Annotated in this window: 14 protein-coding genes; 1 reads left to right on the top strand and 13 read right to left on the bottom strand. The window is 52.3% G+C overall.

The window, feature by feature from the left end; all coding sequences use genetic code 11:
• Positions 1–15 precede the first annotated feature (15 nt).
• From rnr to nnr, 13 genes are all read right to left on the bottom strand, one after another.
• Positions 16–2,493 carry a ribonuclease R gene (gene rnr / locus AC3ISQ_RS01885; RefSeq protein WP_489350294.1) on the bottom strand — a complete coding sequence of 826 codons (2,478 nt, stop codon included), beginning with the start codon at positions 2,491–2,493 and terminating at the stop codon, positions 16–18.
• 59 nt (positions 2,494–2,552) lie between these two features.
• Complete coding sequence (nsrR, locus tag AC3ISQ_RS01880; RefSeq protein WP_489350293.1) at positions 2,553–2,978, bottom strand: nitric oxide-sensing transcriptional repressor NsrR; 426 nt, start codon at positions 2,976–2,978, stop codon at positions 2,553–2,555.
• A gap of 134 nt (positions 2,979–3,112) precedes the next feature.
• Positions 3,113–4,411, bottom strand: coding sequence for an adenylosuccinate synthase (locus AC3ISQ_RS01875; protein WP_489353087.1), 1,299 nt, complete (start codon positions 4,409–4,411; stop codon positions 3,113–3,115).
• A gap of 97 nt (positions 4,412–4,508) precedes the next feature.
• The gene (locus tag AC3ISQ_RS01870) at positions 4,509–4,709 is read right to left on the bottom strand and encodes a DUF2065 domain-containing protein (RefSeq protein WP_489350292.1); all 201 of its coding nucleotides are present in this window, start codon (positions 4,707–4,709) and stop codon (positions 4,509–4,511) included.
• Between the two features lie 63 nt (positions 4,710–4,772).
• Positions 4,773–5,774 carry a protease modulator HflC gene (hflC, locus tag AC3ISQ_RS01865; RefSeq protein ID WP_489350291.1) on the bottom strand — a complete coding sequence of 334 codons (1,002 nt, stop codon included), beginning with the start codon at positions 5,772–5,774 and terminating at the stop codon, positions 4,773–4,775.
• Positions 5,775–5,777: 3 nt separating this feature from the next.
• Positions 5,778–7,028, bottom strand: a complete 1,251-nt coding sequence (gene hflK, locus AC3ISQ_RS01860) for an FtsH protease activity modulator HflK (protein WP_489350290.1) — start codon at positions 7,026–7,028, stop codon at positions 5,778–5,780.
• Positions 7,029–7,119: 91 nt separating this feature from the next.
• On the bottom strand, positions 7,120–8,400 hold the full coding sequence (gene hflX, locus AC3ISQ_RS01855; protein WP_489350289.1) for a ribosome rescue GTPase HflX: 1,281 nt from the start codon (positions 8,398–8,400) through the stop codon (positions 7,120–7,122).
• Positions 8,401–8,498: 98 nt separating this feature from the next.
• Positions 8,499–8,804 carry an RNA chaperone Hfq gene (hfq, locus tag AC3ISQ_RS01850; protein ID WP_489350288.1) on the bottom strand — a complete coding sequence of 102 codons (306 nt, stop codon included), beginning with the start codon at positions 8,802–8,804 and terminating at the stop codon, positions 8,499–8,501.
• Between the two features lie 115 nt (positions 8,805–8,919).
• Positions 8,920–9,852: a tRNA (adenosine(37)-N6)-dimethylallyltransferase MiaA gene (miaA, locus tag AC3ISQ_RS01845; protein ID WP_489350287.1), complete on the bottom strand. Its 933-nt coding sequence runs from the start codon at positions 9,850–9,852 to the stop codon at positions 8,920–8,922.
• Positions 9,845–11,728, bottom strand: coding sequence for a DNA mismatch repair endonuclease MutL (mutL, locus tag AC3ISQ_RS01840; protein WP_489350286.1), 1,884 nt, complete (start codon positions 11,726–11,728; stop codon positions 9,845–9,847). Before mutL ends, miaA begins: the two co-directional genes overlap by 8 nt.
• A 22-nt stretch (positions 11,729–11,750) precedes the next feature.
• Complete coding sequence (gene amiB, locus AC3ISQ_RS01835; RefSeq protein ID WP_489350285.1) at positions 11,751–13,286, bottom strand: N-acetylmuramoyl-L-alanine amidase AmiB; 1,536 nt, start codon at positions 13,284–13,286, stop codon at positions 11,751–11,753.
• A 7-nt stretch (positions 13,287–13,293) separates the two neighbouring features.
• Complete coding sequence (gene tsaE / locus AC3ISQ_RS01830) at positions 13,294–13,764, bottom strand: tRNA (adenosine(37)-N6)-threonylcarbamoyltransferase complex ATPase subunit type 1 TsaE (protein WP_489350284.1); 471 nt, start codon at positions 13,762–13,764, stop codon at positions 13,294–13,296.
• Between the two features lie 9 nt (positions 13,765–13,773).
• Entirely contained in the window at positions 13,774–15,288 is a 1,515-nt protein-coding gene (gene nnr / locus AC3ISQ_RS01825; protein WP_489350283.1) for a bifunctional ADP-dependent NAD(P)H-hydrate dehydratase/NAD(P)H-hydrate epimerase, read from the bottom strand.
• On the opposite strand from nnr, the gene queG reads away from it, so the two are divergent.
• Positions 15,287–16,426 (top strand): tRNA epoxyqueuosine(34) reductase QueG, encoded by a 1,140-nt coding sequence (queG, locus tag AC3ISQ_RS01820; RefSeq protein WP_489350282.1) that lies wholly within the window; start codon positions 15,287–15,289, stop codon positions 16,424–16,426. The genes nnr and queG overlap by 2 nt on opposite strands.
• Positions 16,427–16,629: the final 203 nt, after the last annotated feature.

Below are 16,629 nucleotides of genomic sequence, written 5' to 3'. Positions count from 1 at the left end.
AATAGATACGTCAGGTTAAGCCTGCTCCGCACCTTTCTTCTTCGTCGCTCGTTTAGCTTTGGTGGCTGCTGCGATTTTACGGGTCTTTTCAGACACCTTTTTCTTCGCTTTGTCCTTGTTGTCTTTTTTCACTTTGTCTGCCGGTTTAGCGGGATCTTTTTTACGAAAAGCGCTATCTGGCTCAAAGTTAGCCGGTGCTTTACCACCGCGACGCTTGCGAGCATTACCGTTACTGGCTGCGCCGCCACGACTGTTACCGCGTTTGGCACGGTCACGCTCGGTTTTACCTTCACCACGAGGTTTACGGGTGCTGGAAACCAGCGCGAAGTCGATCTTGCGCTCATCCATATGCACCGCTTCGACGCGAATTTCCACCGCATCACCCAAGCGATAAACCATACCGGAAGACTCACCGATCAAACGCTGACCGATATTATCGTAGCGATAGTAATCATTATCCAGCGTTGATACGTGCACCAGACCGTCGATGAACAGATCGTTCAAACGCACGAAGAAGCCGAAACCGGTCACGCTGGCAATGATGCCGGTAAAGACTTCGCCGACGTGATCCTGCATGAAGTCGCACTTCAACCAATCGGCGACGTTACGCGTTGCTTCATCGGCACGGCGTTCGGTCATTGAGCAATGCTCGCCCAATTGCAGCATCTCTTCAAAATCGTAATGCCACCCGCCAGTTGGCGTCCAGCGCTCTTTCGGTTGGCCGTGTTCTTTGGCTAACAAGTATTTGATAGCACGGTGCAGCGACAAGTCAGGGTAACGGCGGATCGGCGAGGTAAAGTGGCCATAAGCCGCCAGTGCCAAGCCGAAGTGACCACGGTTTTCGGGATCGTAAATCGCCTGTTTCATTGAGCGCAGCAGCATAGTTTGCAGCATTTCACGATCGGGACGATCAGCGACTTCATCCATCAATACCGAATAATCTTTCGGCTGCGGCTTCATACCGCCACCCAAGGTCAACCCTAACTCACTCAACACGCTGCGCAACGCAGAGATATGATCGTCACTTGGGCGGTCGTGCACGCGGAATAACGCGGGTTCATTAAATTTTTCAACATAACGAGCAGCGGCAACGTTCGCCATGATCATGCATTCTTCGATCAACTTGTGCGCATCGTTACGCACCGTTGGCTCGACACGCTCAATACGGCGTTCGGCGTTGAAGATGAATTTGGCTTCTTCGGTTTCAAAAGCAATACCACCACGTTCCGCGCGCGCCTGATCCAACACCTTGTACATGGTGTGCAGTTCTTGCAGGTGTTTAACCAGCGGATGGTAATGCTCACGCAGTTCCTGATCGCCTTGCAGAATGTGCCACACTTTGGTGTAGGTCAGTCGCGCGTGAGAGCTCATCACCGCTTCGTAGAATTTGTACGAAGACAGACGCCCCTGCGCGGAGATAGTCATCTCACACACCATACACAGGCGATCAACCTGTGGGTTTAGCGAGCACAGGCCGTTGGACAGTACTTCCGGCAGCATCGGTACCACTTGCGACGGGAAGTAGACCGAAGTCCCACGGCTACGCGCTTCGTCATCCAGCGCGGTGCGGGGGCGCACATAGTAACTGACATCGGCGATAGCGACCCACAAGCGCCAGCCGCCGCCACGTTTCTTCTCGCAGAACACGGCATCATCAAAGTCACGGGCATCTTCGCCATCGATAGTCACCAGCGGTAGCTGACGTAGATCGACACGACCTTTCTTGGCCTCTTCCGGCACTTGTTCGCTCAGGTCGGCGACCTGTTTTTCTACCTGCGGTGGCCAAATATGCGGGATTTCATGGGTGCGCAGCGCGATATCAACCGCCATGCTTGTCCCCATCTTATCGCCAAGAATTTCAACGATCTTACCGACCGCTTTGGTACGACGGGTCGGGCGTTGGGTCAATTCGACCACCACCATGTAACCCATTCGTGCGCCGCTGACGGAATCAGCAGGGATCAGGATGTCGAAACTCAGACGACTGTCGTCCGGTACCACAAAGCCTGCGCCAGCATCGGTAAAGTAGCGCCCAACAATTTGGCTGGTTTTCGGTACCAATACGCGCACGATACGTGCTTCGCGACGGCCTTTGCGATCGGCCCCCATCGGCTGCGCCAGCACCACGTCACCGTGGATCGCCATTTTCATTTGTTCGGCGGAAAGATACAGATCGTCTTTGCTGCCTTCCACGCGCAGGAAGCCATAGCCATCACGGTGACCGATGACCGTACCACGCAGCAGATCTAGACGTTCTGGCAACGCGTAACACTGGCGGCGAGTAAACACCAACTGCCCATCACGCTCCATCGCACGCAGGCGGCGACGCAACGCTTCTTGTTGTTCTTCGGTGGTCAGGTCCAGTTCTTGTGCCAACTCTTCACGTTTGGCTGGCGTTTCTCGTTTCGCCAGATGAGCCAAGATAAATTCACGGCTAGGAATTGGGGATTCGTATTTTTCTGCTTCGCGTTCCAGGAATGGATCTTGTGACATTGCGGTTCCTCCGTTGTCATCAGCGGGGTGCCACTGAGTCTTGTCTTCTCAGCAACGCTTTATTCGACAAGCAATAGTTTGTAGAGCGGCGAGTTGTCTTCAACCATGTCAGCCAAAGTGTACTTGTCCAGCTCTGCAAGAAAGTTCTGTACGCCCTGTTGGAGCACCTGTTTCAGACGGCAGGCAGGGGTGATGTGGCAAAAATCACTGCTACAGTTAACCAGTGTGAGTGGCTCCAGCTCGCGTACCACATCGCCGAGGCGGATGGTTTCCGCCGGTTTACCCAACCGGATACCGCCATTTTTACCTCGCACGGCAGTGACGAAACCAACACGACTCAACTGATTGATTATTTTAACCATATGGTTGCGGGACACACCATAGACCTCGGTAACTTCCGAGATGCTGGTCATCTTGCCCGCTGGCAATGAAGCCATGTAGATCAATGCCCGCAGGCCGTAATCGGTAAAACTCGTTAACTGCACAACGTTACTCGTCTGATATAAAAGGTGACTTATTGGATAATAAACTAGCCGGAGAGTTTGGGAAGGAGTTTTGACTGTTCTTGATAAAACAAACCGGGACAGTGCCCGGTTCGTTTTAGTGCAATGGAACGAGATTATGCGTCGAACGGATCGCGCAAGATCATAGTTTCACTGCGGTCTGGGCCAGTAGAGATAATGTCTACCGGTACACCAGTCAACTCTTCGATGCGTGCGATGTAGTTCAGCGCCGCTTGTGGCAGTTTGCTGTGTTCTTTCACACCGAAAGTCGTTTCGCTCCAACCTGGCATAGTTTCGTAGATTGGCTCGATACCTTCCCAACCTTCTGCAGCCAGCGGGGTGGTCGTCATTTCACGGCCATCTGGCATACGGTAACCGACGCAGATTTTCACTTCTTTCAAGCCGTCCAATACGTCCAGCTTGGTCAGGCAGAAGCCAGACAGAGAGTTGATCTGCACCGCGCGGCGTACCGCGACAGCATCCAACCAACCAGTACGACGACGACGACCGGTAGTTGCACCGAATTCGTTACCTTGTTTGCACAGGTATTCGCCAGTTTCGTCGAACAGTTCAGTTGGGAACGGACCTGCCCCCACACGGGTAGAGTAGGCTTTCACGATGCCCAGAACATAGTCCACGTAACGTGGGCCAATGCCAGAACCGGTCGCAACGCCGCCCGCAGTAGTGTTGGAAGAAGTAACATACGGATAAGTACCGTGGTCGATATCCAGCAACGTACCCTGTGCGCCTTCGAACATGATCAGATCGCCACGCTTGCGTGCGCCGTCCAGCAGTTCGGAAACGTCAACGACCATGCCTGTCAAGATATCGGCGATGGACAATACATAGTCCAGCGTTGCCTGATAATCAACCGCTTCGGCTTTGTAGTAGTTAACCAGTTGGAAGTTGTGATAATCGACGATTTCTTTCAGCTTGACCGCGAAAGTTTCTTTATCGAACAGGTCGCTCACGCGCAGACCGCGACGAGCCACTTTGTCTTCGTAAGCCGGGCCGATACCACGACCGGTAGTCCCGATCGCTTTCGCACCACGCGCTTTCTCACGCGCGTTATCCAACGCGACGTGGTAAGGCAGGATCAGTGGGCAAGCTTCGGACAGTAACAGACGTTCGCGTACCGGGATGCCACGCGCTTCAAGTTCGCCCATCTCTTTCATCAATGCGTCAGGTGCCAGCACCACACCGTTGCCGATGATGCTAGTGACGTTTGCACGCAGAATGCCAGAGGGAATTAAATGAAGAACGGTTTTTTCACCGTTGATAACCAGAGTGTGGCCAGCGTTATGACCACCTTGGTAGCGCACAACATATTGAGCCCGTTCAGTCAGCAGGTCTACGACCTTGCCTTTACCTTCGTCACCCCATTGGGTGCCCAGTACGACAACGTTTTTACCCATTTTCAGAATCACCGATTGCTTAAAAATGGATTCTACCATCGTAATTCACGATTTCCAGCCCTTTTAGTACCGGTTTGCGGAATTTTTGGTCTATAATTTATCCGCCCGAATTATGACTCAACATATAGTAGATCACACAGCCAGCCACCACTAGTCCGCCACCAAAGCGTCGCAACGTTGCATCCGGCAACTGACTCATCGCCTGAATCATCTTGCGCCATGCTTGTGGATACAGCATCGGCCCCAGCCCTTCCAGTACTAAAACCAACCCCAACGCCAGCCAGATCGTTGAATTCATGTTTACCCCAAAAAAAGGAAAGGCCCGCGGATTAAACGGGCCCTCAGAACTTACCGATAATAATTACTTAGTCGTGTTTGGCGACTTCATATAGCGGAAGAAATCGCTATCCGGGCTAAGTACCATCACGTCTTGATTGCTCTGGAAGCTGTTTTCATAAGCACGCAGACTACGGATAAAGGCATAGAAGTCTGGATCTTGGCTGAATGCGTTAGCAAACAGTTTAGCCGCTTCGGCATCCCCTTCACCGCGAGTAATACGCGCTGAACGCTCTGCTTCTGCCAAGGTACGAGTCACTTCATAGTCCGCGCTAGCACGCAGCTTCTCGGCTTCTTCCTGACCTTGTGAACGCAGACGACGAGCTACGGCTTCACGTTCTGCACGCATACGTTGGTAAATTGCATCAGAAACTTCAGCTGGCAGGTTGATCTGCTTGATACGCACGTCAATCACTTCGATACCCAACGCAGCCATACTGTTCGGGTTAACCTGTGGTTTTTTGCCGGTCGTTTCACGCTCAACACGCGCCGCTGCCGAGGCAATAGCGTCATCGGCTTCGGTGGTTGCTACTTCTTCACCTTCGCCCACGGTACCGGTGTTCAACGCATCACGTACGTCAGACATTAACTTACCGCGCGAGTCGGTAACAATGTCTTTCACATCCAGACGACCAATCTCAGAACGCAGACGGTCACTGAACTTACGTTTCAGCAGCACTTCTGCCTGAGAAACGTCACCACCACCGGTTGCCAAGTAGTAGCGGCTGAAATCACTGATACGCCATTTCAGGTAGGAATCGACGATCAGGTCTTTCTTCTCGCTAGTTACGAAGCGGTCGGCTTGGTTGTCCATGGTCTGGATACGCGCATCCAGCATTTTCACCGACTCAATGAATGGGATCTTGAGATGCAGGCCTGGTGCGTACACCAATGGCTTGTTCTCACCGTCACGCAGTACCTTACCGAAACGCAGTACGATGCCACGCTGACCTTCCTGAACCACGAACAAAGAAGCGTACAACGCCACCAGCACGGCAATCAGGATAACAATAAAAGACTTACGCATTGATTATTCTCTCCCTACGCGAATGGTGTCGTCACGCTGCGCGTTTGCCCGGCGTTGGTCCATGATCGAGCTACTGCTAGTTGGCTTACTGCCAACGCTGCTAGTAGACGGTGCAGGGTTGAGACGAATCAGGCTGGTGTCTTTGTTGCCGCTGTCAGTGCTTGCAGCAGTAGAACCGCGCAGCATTTGATCCAGCGGTAACACCATCAAGTTATTGCCTTTGTCACTCACCAGCACCTTACGGGTATGGCTCAGGACTTTTTCCATCGTTTCGATATACAAACGCTCACGGGTGATTTCAGGAGCAGATTTGTATTCCGGCAACAATTTAGCAAAGCGCGCAACCTCACCCTGAGCTTCCAGGACGGTACGGTCTTTATAGGCTTTGGAATCTTCCAGCAAACGCTGCGCCTGACCATTAGCGCGTGGTTGCACTTCGTTGGCGTAGGCTTCTGCTTCCCGAATGTACTGTTGTTCGTTTTCACGTGCAGCGATGGCGTCATCAAATGAAGCCTTCACTTCTTCCGGCGGACGAGCAGCCTGGAAGTTGACGTCCAGCAGTGTGATACCCATGTTGTAAGGACGGATTGTCTCTTCCAACGTGCGCTGAGTATCGTTACGCACTACGGTACGGCCTTCTGTCAGGATGCGATCCATCGAGTATTTGCCGATCACGCCGCGCAGCGCACTGTCAGTCGCCTGACTCAGACTATCGTCAGCGTTGACCACGTTGTACAGATAAGCTTCCGGGTTGGTTACGCGGTATTGCACGTTCATTTCCACGCGCACCACGTTCTCATCGGAAGTCAACATCACGCCGGACGCCGCCAATTCGCGGACAGATTCCACGTTAACCGGGCGCACTTCGTCGATGAAGGTGGGTTTCCAGTTCAGACCTGGCTGCACCAGATGGCTGAACTTACCAAAACGTGTCACTACGCCACGTTCGGCTTCTTTGATGGTGTAGAAACCGCTAGCGGCCCAGATAACCACCACAGCAACCGCAGCGATACCGATAATACGACCGCTGAAGCCTGGCCCCGGAGTCCCGGTGCCGCCACTGTTATTGCCGTTGGAGCCTTTACCTCCGCCCAAGCTGCTCAGTTTTTTGCTCAGCTTACGGAAAATATCATCCAAATCAGGGGGTCCTTGGTCCCGACCGCCTTTGTTACCGCCAGAGTTGCCGCCATTATTATTGCTGCTCCCCCACGGGTCGCGGTCCTGTCCGTTATTACCGGGCTGATTCCACGCCATGTTTTAGCTCCATTATTCTGTGATTGGGTACTTCAGGCTAACACCCAGGTCTTACGACAGCTGGGTAAGCAGTAAATGTAACAGGATATGATCATACGATAAAGTTAATCAGTTCCTGTTCTTGCTTACAGAGGCGACGCCACTCCACGATCGGCATACGAATGACCATGCCAATACTGCCGTCCTCTTCATTCCATTCTTTCTCGATTGCCTGAAGCTGGTAAAAACGGCTACGAAGACGGCCTGCCTGTGGTGGTAAGCGCAGCTCGTGTTGCGCGATTTCCCCCGATAAGCGCTCCGTCAACGCCTGATACAACAATGGGATACCTTCCCCGCTAGCCGCCGAGAGCCACACGCGAATGGGTAAATTTTCATCGTTGCGATCGATACGCGGAACAAAATCGTCCAGCATATCTATTTTGTTCATGACTAACAGTGTAGGTATCTCATCCGACTCTATCTCTGCCAATACGGTATTTACCGCTTCGATATTCTCATCAAGACGAGGATCCGCAGCATCGATCACATGTAGCAGCAAAGAAGCCTGACGCGTTTCCTGGAGTGTCGCTTTAAAAGCAGCCACCAGATCATGCGGCAAGTGCCGGATAAAACCTACGGTATCCGCCAACACGGTATCGCCAACATCTGCCACATCAATACGTCGCAGGGTGGGATCCAAGGTAGCAAATAGCTGATCAGCTGCATAAACATCAGCCGACGTAATACGGTTAAACAGGGTGGATTTACCGGCGTTGGTGTATCCCACCAGCGACACGGTTGGTACATCGGCACGGGTACGCGCTCGTCTTCCTTGTTCACGCTGCTTCTCTACCCGCTCCAGGCGGCGCAGAATTAAGCTGATACGATCGCGTAACAGTCGACGGTCGGTCTCTAGCTGGGTTTCCCCCGGTCCGCGTAAGCCAATCCCCCCTTTTTGTCGTTCAAGGTGTGTCCAGCCACGAACCAAGCGTGTAGCAATATGACGCAACTGCGCCAATTCCACCTGTAACTTACCTTCATGGGTTCGGGCACGCTGGGCAAAAATATCTAAAATCAACCCGGTGCGGTCAATCACCCGGCATTCACATAGGCGCTCAAGATTTCTCTCCTGCGCAGGGGAAAGGGAGTGATCAAACAGGACAACAGACGCGCCGCTGGCTTTCACCGCATCTGCAATTTCTTCGGCCTTTCCTTCACCAACAAAATACTTGGGATGAGGGGCTTTGCGGCTACCAGTTACCACTTGCAAAGCATCGACACCCGCAGAGGACACCAATGATTCGAACTCATTAAGGTCTTCTGTATTTTTGTCTTGTGAGAAATAGATATGAACCAGTACGGCCTGCTCACCGGCTTCATAACGGTCAAACAAGCGTGCAACCTCTCAAACGGACACTAACCGCGAGTGTGGGGGACATAAACAGCACTTTGCTGCCTATGTTCCCCGTCATGGTTGACTTGCAACGCGCTTTATTCAGCGTCATCGCTTTCCTGCTGCGTCTGTTGCGGCGCAGATGGATTGTTACCATGGTAATTACTGGTGCCGCCGCTCGGATTGTTACTGTGGTGCGATACCGGGCGAGACGGAACAACGGTAGAGATAGCGTGCTTATAAACCATCTGGCTCACCGTGTTTTTCAACAGGATGACAAACTGGTCAAAAGACTCAATCTGGCCTTGCAGCTTAATACCATTCACCAAATAAATAGAAACCGGAACACGTTCACGACGCAATGCGTTCAGGAACGGATCTTGCAAAGATTGCCCCTTAGCCATTCTATCTTTTCCTTATTTGCTTGTTGTTTTTAACCAAGAACCTGTTGGCTCTAAAATAAACGACCTAAAAAAATTTGCGCGCTGAATACTCATCAATTGTACACAATCAAGCAACCTATGCACCAATTACCGCGTCCAAAGCCGCTTCCGGTTTATCACTGTCTAACCAGTGAACCGAATCCCAGCCTCGTAACCAGGTCATTTGGCGTTTGGCCAGCTGACGTGTTGCGCAAATACCACGATAAACCATCTCATCGTAACTAATTTCGCCAGATAAAAATGACCACATCTGGCGATAACCAACACAGCGAATAGAAGGCAAATCCGTATGCAGATCATCTCGTGCGAAAAGTGCACGCGCTTCCGTTTCAAAACCTGCCGCCAACATCTGATGGAACCGCAATTCGATACGTTGATGTAACAACTCTCGGCTCATGGGTGCAATCGCAAATTGGTGAACATGATACGGCAACGATTCACCTGAAATTTTAGTCAGATCCGTTAAAGTTTTACCCGAAATGAAAAAAACTTCCAGTGCTCTAGAAAGTCTCTGCGGATCATTCGGATGAATTCTCAATGCGGCAACCGGATCAATCTGTTGCAATTGCTGGTGTAAAGCCTCCCAACCTTGCTCCGCCGCCAGTTGTTCGATGCGCTCACGCACCTGTGGATCCGCCGACGGTAACGGCGACAATCCTTCCAACAATGCTTTGAAATACAACATAGTACCGCCCACCAACAGCGGGATCTTGCCTGCGGCGGTGATGTTAGCCATTTCTTTTAATGCGTCGGAACGAAAATCAGCAGCAGAATAAACGTCGGCAGGATCGCGAATATCAATCAGCCTATGCGGTGCTTTTGCCAGCTCTTCTGCGCTTGGCTTCGCCGTGCCGATATCCATACCGCGATATATCAGCGCGGAATCTACGCTGATCAGTTCAACGGGCAAACGCTCACGTAGCGCCATCGCCAGTGCAGTTTTGCCCGAAGCCGTCGGCCCCATAATAAAAATGGCAGGGGGACGTGATGTCATTTCAATTTCAGTCATGCTTAAGGGCCGCCAGTGCAGCCTGTAAATCAACAGGTTGTAAAAGACCAGGTTGTGGTGATTTGACCAATTGTGGGCAAAGTCGTTCAACGTCGGTCAGCAATTGTATCGCTTGTGAAGTATTCCATTGTTCATGCTCGCTGCCTAAATGGCGCGCGAGCCAAGTGGCAAGCACTTCAGGCGATATCTCTTGATGCTCGGCCAAGTAGCCTAACAGTTCGGGTATCAACTTTTGTAAATTTTGTTGGCGTAATGGTAAAGGCACTGCGCGCAGCGTCACACGCCCGTGCTCGGATTGTAAATCCAACCCCATTTTTTCCAATAATGGTTGATGACGTACACAAGCCGCCGTTTCATTTTTGTTCAACGTCAGCTTAATCGGGATCAACAACGGCTGTGGACGTAGCCCTTCGGTCGAAGGATTCAATTGCGCTTGACGCAACCAGCGCTCTGCCACCGATAAATTCAATAATGCCAGTTGCTGTCGCTGTTCCACCAAGGCATAGCTCGGTGGATAAATCATCAGGACACGGCCAAAACTGTGCTGGCTTCCCGCTAACGGAGTTTCCTGCACGCTTGGTGCCGGTTGCGGGAACAGCGGCTGTTTTGGCGCTTCCTCTTTGGGTTCTAGCAGAGGATCAGCCTGCAATAGCTTGCCGTAAAGCTCACCTTCGCGTTTTTGGTAGCCGGAGCCACCATAAGCTTGCGGAGCACGCTCACGCGCGACCGATGGCGATGGAGGTGAACTTGGTCGTTCTTCACGTCGCGGCGCCGGTTGTGAGAAGTGGTTACCCCCAGCGGCGACGCGGTTTTCCGGTTGCCAACGGGTAACTTCACCGGTTTCCTCTTCCACTGCCAGCGGCAATGGCGCACTCGTACCAATCTGTTGCAGCACCGTGGTCACGGCCTGATAGATAAAGTCGTGTACCAGTCGTGCCTGATGGAAACGTACTTCGTGTTTCGCCGGATGAACGTTGACGTCAACCTGATGCGGATCGACTTCCAGATACAACACATACGCCGGCTGTTGATCGTCTTTTAACTGATCTTGATAGGCTTGGCGGATCGCATGGTTGATCAAACGATCGCGCATCATGCGGCTATTCACATAGCAGTACTGCATATCCGTGAGCTGGCTCGCGCCCTTTGGATCAGCCACCCAACCGCGAATAGTCAGATCGCCATGCTGCCATGAGATCGTCAACGCATGTTGTAAAAATGCCGGGCCGCAGATAGTGCCCAAACGGCGCTCATGCTGACTCTCTTCTTTCGCCGCTCGGTATTGGCGTATCAATTTGCCGTTGTGGTGCAGATTGATCGCTACATCGAAACGCGCCAGTGCAATCCGCCGTACCACTTCGTCGATATGACCAAACTCGGTTTTTTCGGTGCGCATAAACTTACGTCGCGCCGGAGTGTTGTAGAACAGATCCAGCACTTCGATGGTGGTGCCCACTGGATGCGCCGCTGGTTTGACCGTCACCGACTGCTCGCGGCCTTCGGCATACGCTTGCCAAGCTTCGTTTTGTTCTTCAGTGCGGGAAGTGAGCGTCAAACGGGATACGGAGCTAATACTGGCTAGCGCTTCACCGCGGAACCCTAAGCTGACAATTGCTTCCAGATCATCCAACGTACTGATTTTGCTGGTAGCGTGGCGAGCCAAAGCCAACGCCAGATCGGCCTTACTGATGCCACAGCCATTATCACGAATACGGATCAGCTTGGCTCCACCACGCTCGATATCAATATCGATACGCGTCGCGCCAGCATCCAGACTGTTTTCCACCAGCTCTTTCACCACCGATGCAGGTCGCTCGACCACTTCTCCGGCGGCAATCTGGTTGGCAAGCTGTGGTGGCAACACCTGGATAGGCATACGGCTTCCTTGATTAATGACGTTACGCTTGTGGAATTGTCAGTGTCCGATCCAGTGGCGCAACGTCCGATTTCAATTTATTGACGCGTTTCAGGTCACTCACGCTCACACCATATTGTGACGCAATGGAGGAAAGCGTATCACCACGCGTGACTTTGTGTCTGGTCGCTTTGGTGCTACTTTTCGTCGCCTTACTCGATGAGGACGATTTACTCGAACCAGCAACCTGCATTGGGCGGTTTTCTTGTCTCGGCGCGCCTTGCAGTGGATTCGCTTGGAAATAACTGCGTAGCCCGTTATAGATTGCTCTGGCAACTTTCTCTTGATAAGCGCTACTACCCAGCAAACGTTCCTCAGTGCCATTACTGATAAACCCGGTTTCCACCAGCAGTGACGGGATGTCCGGGGAACGCAACACACCTAAACTCGCGTGCTCTGGGCGACGTTTATGCAAAGAGCCCACGCTGTCCAACTGCTGTAGCACTTTCACCGCCACGTCATAACCGACGCGCTGCGAGTGACCGAATTGCAGATCCAGCACCGCTTGGCTGAGGTAGGGATCGGCTTGGCTATTCGCCAACAAATCGCCCGCGCCGCCTAGTAATTCAGACTGTTTCTCATGCTGTTCCAGCCACCCCGCCATCTCACTATTGGCACGACGGTTAGACAACACCCACACCGAGGCTCCGTTGGCGCTACGATTTGGTGCCGCATCGGCATGAATAGAAACCAGCACGTTGGCATTTTGCTTACGCGCCACATCGGAACGGCCCATCACCGAAATAAAGTAGTCGCCGTTACGCGTTAGCACCGGTTTGAACATCCGATCGTCATCCAACAACGCTTGCAAACGGCGAGCAATGGCGATGGTGACGTTCTTCTCTTTCAGCCCCGAAGGTCCAATCGCCCCCGGATCTTGTCCACCGTGGCCAGCGTCAATCGCGACCACAATCCGCTCACCTGAACCGGCTGAAACGCGGCTAGCACGTGGAGCGACCTCGGCGGGCTCTTCGGCAACCACAACGGGCTTATTGTTGAATGGATTGCTACCGCTTGACGTGACTGACGACGATTTCCGTACCGGCTCGCTGACCGCCTGCACTGGCGCAGAGGTTGGCGCTTTACGTGCAGTGGTCGTTGTGACGTTGTTGGTGCTATTACCTTCGGCAGCGATGGTGAATACCACGGTATAGATATTGCCGTTCTGGCGTGTCACCGCGCGAGTTTTAGCGCGCTGAGTGAGATCAAACACTAAACGCACACTCTGGGCATCTTTCGGCGTGCTAGAACGCACGCTTTTTACCAAATTCTGGCCGCTAAAGTTCAACGGTAAACCCGTTACCTTGCCACTTTGGTTAACGTCCAGCACCACACGGTCGGGGCCACGCAGCGGGAAAAATGCATAAGCTGGTGGGCCATTGAAGCTCACCGATACCGTCGCTTCGCGCTTGGCGTTGGTCACTTTAATATCAGATAACGACGATGCCGCCAGCGCGTTGCCTAACCCCAACAACCCTAACAGCGCAATAATCAGCAGTTTTCTCAAGCCATACATCATTGCAGCGTCATCCCTGTGATCCTTGTAGTCGGTCTAAAAGCTGGCGGCCATAGTCGGAAACCGCGTCAATTTTTGCCTCGCGGCCTTGATCCTGATAGCTCAAGTGCAGTTCAAGATCCGGATCGGGCAAGACGCCAGTGCCTTGTTGTGGCCATTCCACCAAGCAAATAGCATCCTGCGCGAAATAGTCGCGAATGCCCATAAATTCGAGTTCTTCTGGATCGGCTAATCGATACAGATCAAAATGATACACCGCCAGCGGTTGCAGCGCATAAGGTTCCACTAACGTGTAAGTTGGGCTTTTTACATTACCCTGATGCCCCAAAGCCTGAAGAAAACCACGACTAAAGGTCGTTTTGCCAGCACCCAAGTCGCCATAAAGATAGATAACACTGGCGCGATCGCAGGCCTTAGCCAAAGAAGCGCCCAATGCGACGGTCGCGGCCTCATCCGGTAGAGGTAAAACGAGTTCTTTCATTCGATTATTCTATTTTGCCAACCCAGGGTTTACGTAATAAGGGATTTCCAGCAACAAATCGGTTGCCAACAATCCCCTTGTTCCTTGCTTATCAGCCATACTGTCTGCGGCGGCACCATGCACCACACAACCGGCACAGGCAGCATCATACAGTGAGAGCTTTTGCGCCAGCAAACCACCGATAATACCGGACAACACGTCGCCCATACCGCCAGAGGCCATGCCCGCATTACCGACATCGGCGATGGTCATTTCCCCGTGCTCACTGGCAATCAAGGTGCCAGCACCTTTGAGCACCACTACGCCACCGTAATTCTCTGCCAATTTACGCACTGAAAGTAAGCGATTACTCTCAATATCGGCAGTACGACAACCCAATAGCCGAGCAGCCTCGCCAGGATGCGGAGTGATCACGCGATTTTGCCGTTTCTCGGGATTTAATGCCAGCAAGTTAAGCGCATCCGCATCCCATAAGGCCGGTTTATTATTGGATTGCAGCACTTTCAGTGCATTCTGACCCCATTTTCCCATGCCCAGACCGGGACCGATTACGACGACATCCGCCCATTCAAGCGCTTGTTGCAACGTATCGTCGGTGAGACGTTGCACCATCAGCTCCGGGCGAGCCGTGAGCAACGGAGCCACATGTTCAATGTGAGTGAGTACTCGCACCAACCCCGCACCGCTACGTAACGCTGCTTCAGCCGCCATGCGAATAGCACCGCCAAAACCATGATCGCCACCTACCACGAGTAAACGTCCATGTTTCCCTTTGTGCGAGCATGGACGTCGTGGATGCAGCCATTGCGGCAAGTCTGCGGAAGTCACTCGCTGAATCTGTACTGGCTGTTTCGCCAACCAATCCGTCAGCCCCAGCGTGTTGATATGTCGTTGTCCCACCCAGTCGCGCGCCTGCCCAGTCAACAAACCCGGCTTGAGAGCGATAAAGGTGATGGTGTGAGTCGCACGCATCACCGCTCCCGGTGTTGCACCACTTTCAGCTAACAAGCCGGAGGGAATATCCAGTGCGATAATCGGTAAATGCGTGCGGTTGGCTGCGTCTATCAAGGCGGCATAAGGCTCTCGAGGGGTAGCCCCTAAACCGGTACCCAATAAGCCGTCGATGATCAGATCGATATCTTGTGGCCAATGGCTATCCGCGGGATAAATTTCACCACCGTCGTCTAGCCAAGCTTGCCGTGCCTCGGCCGCTTCGGGAGGTAACGGACGAGAACCTTCGCAGGCAATCAACGTCACTTTTATCCCGGCAGTAACGGCCAATCGAGCCACCACATAACCATCACCACCGTTGTTACCATGCCCGCATAACACCAGCCAATGGCGACAATCGGGATAATAATCGCTAGCCAGTGCATAAGCCGCTGCACCAGCACGTTGCATTAGGTCGTATAAGGAAATACCCACAGCGGCGGCGGCAACAGGTTCCGCTTGGCGAAGCCTGTCCGCAGACCAGACAGAGTGTGGTAAACTACCGAGGTATTGTTTCTCACTGTGGCTCGTCATGACACACCCTCTCGATCTCAATCAACTCGCCCAACATATCAAGCAATGGGGGCAATCGCTAGGATTCCAGCAAGTCGGTATTTGCGATACCGATCTCAGCCTGGAGGAGCCGCGATTGCAGGCCTGGCTGGATAAGCAATATCACGGTGAGATGGAGTGGATGGCGCGCCATGGCATGATGCGAGCCCGGCCACACGAGCTGTTGCCCGGCACTTTACGGGTGATCAGCGTGCGCATGAATTATTTGCCCGCCAAAGCCGCTTTTGCCAGCACCTTACAAAACCCGGAACTGGGTTACGTCAGCCGTTATGCGCTGGGGCGTGATTACCACAAATTGCTGCGCCAGCGACTCAAGAAACTGGGTGAGCAAATTCAGGAATACTGTGGTGAGCTGAATTTCCGTCCGTTTGTTGATTCAGCTCCGGTGATGGAACGTGCTTTAGCCGCTAAGGCTGGTATCGGCTGGGTTGGTAAACACTCACTTATATTAAATCGCGAAGCCGGTTCATGGTTCTTTCTCGGCGAGTTGCTGATCGATTTACCCTTACCTATCGATCAGCCGCAGCAAGAACAGTGCGGTCGCTGTGTCGCCTGTATCACAACCTGTCCAACCGGTGCGATTGTTGCCCCTTACACCGTGGATGCCAGGCGCTGTATTTCCTATCTAACCATTGAATTGGAAGGCGCGATCCCAGAAGAGTTTCGTCCATTACTCGGCAATCGTATTTACGGTTGCGACGATTGTCAGTTGATTTGCCCTTGGAACCGTTTCTCTCAGCTCACCGATGAAAATGATTTCAGCCCACGAGCGGCATTACACGCGCCACAACTGATCGACTTATTTGGCTGGAACGAAGAAAAATTCCTTCGTATTACCGAAGGTTCAGCCATTCGCCGTATCGGACACCTGCGCTGGTTGCGTAATATCGCGGTTGCATTGGGTAATGCGCCCTATCTGGACAGTATTGTGATCGCCTTGCGTGCACGGCAAGGTCAGAATGCTCTGTTGGACGAACATATTGATTGGGCGTTGGCACAGCAGTGGGCACGCCGTGAAGCGCAGGGCGTTGAAGTGCAGACTACACAGAAAAAACGATTGATTCGAGCAGTGGAAAAAGGATTACCGAGGGATGCCTAAAGCCAATGACAGGCCTATCATTCTACTGGTATACCTCACTCTGTGGATTTGTGCATAAAAATAAAAACATGTTGTCTTTCAAACGCAACAAAAAGAGCAAGTGATCAAGATAACGTTTTCATATAAATAAATACTATTATTTATCAAATAGATAAATTTATCATTATTATCCTGTTGATTTTTTAAACTGACGGTATTATGAG

Source organism: Serratia sp. KH_031, assembly GCF_057839655.1.
Note: the sequence above shows the minus strand (reverse complement) of the source record. Positions and strands in the feature narration are given on the sequence as shown.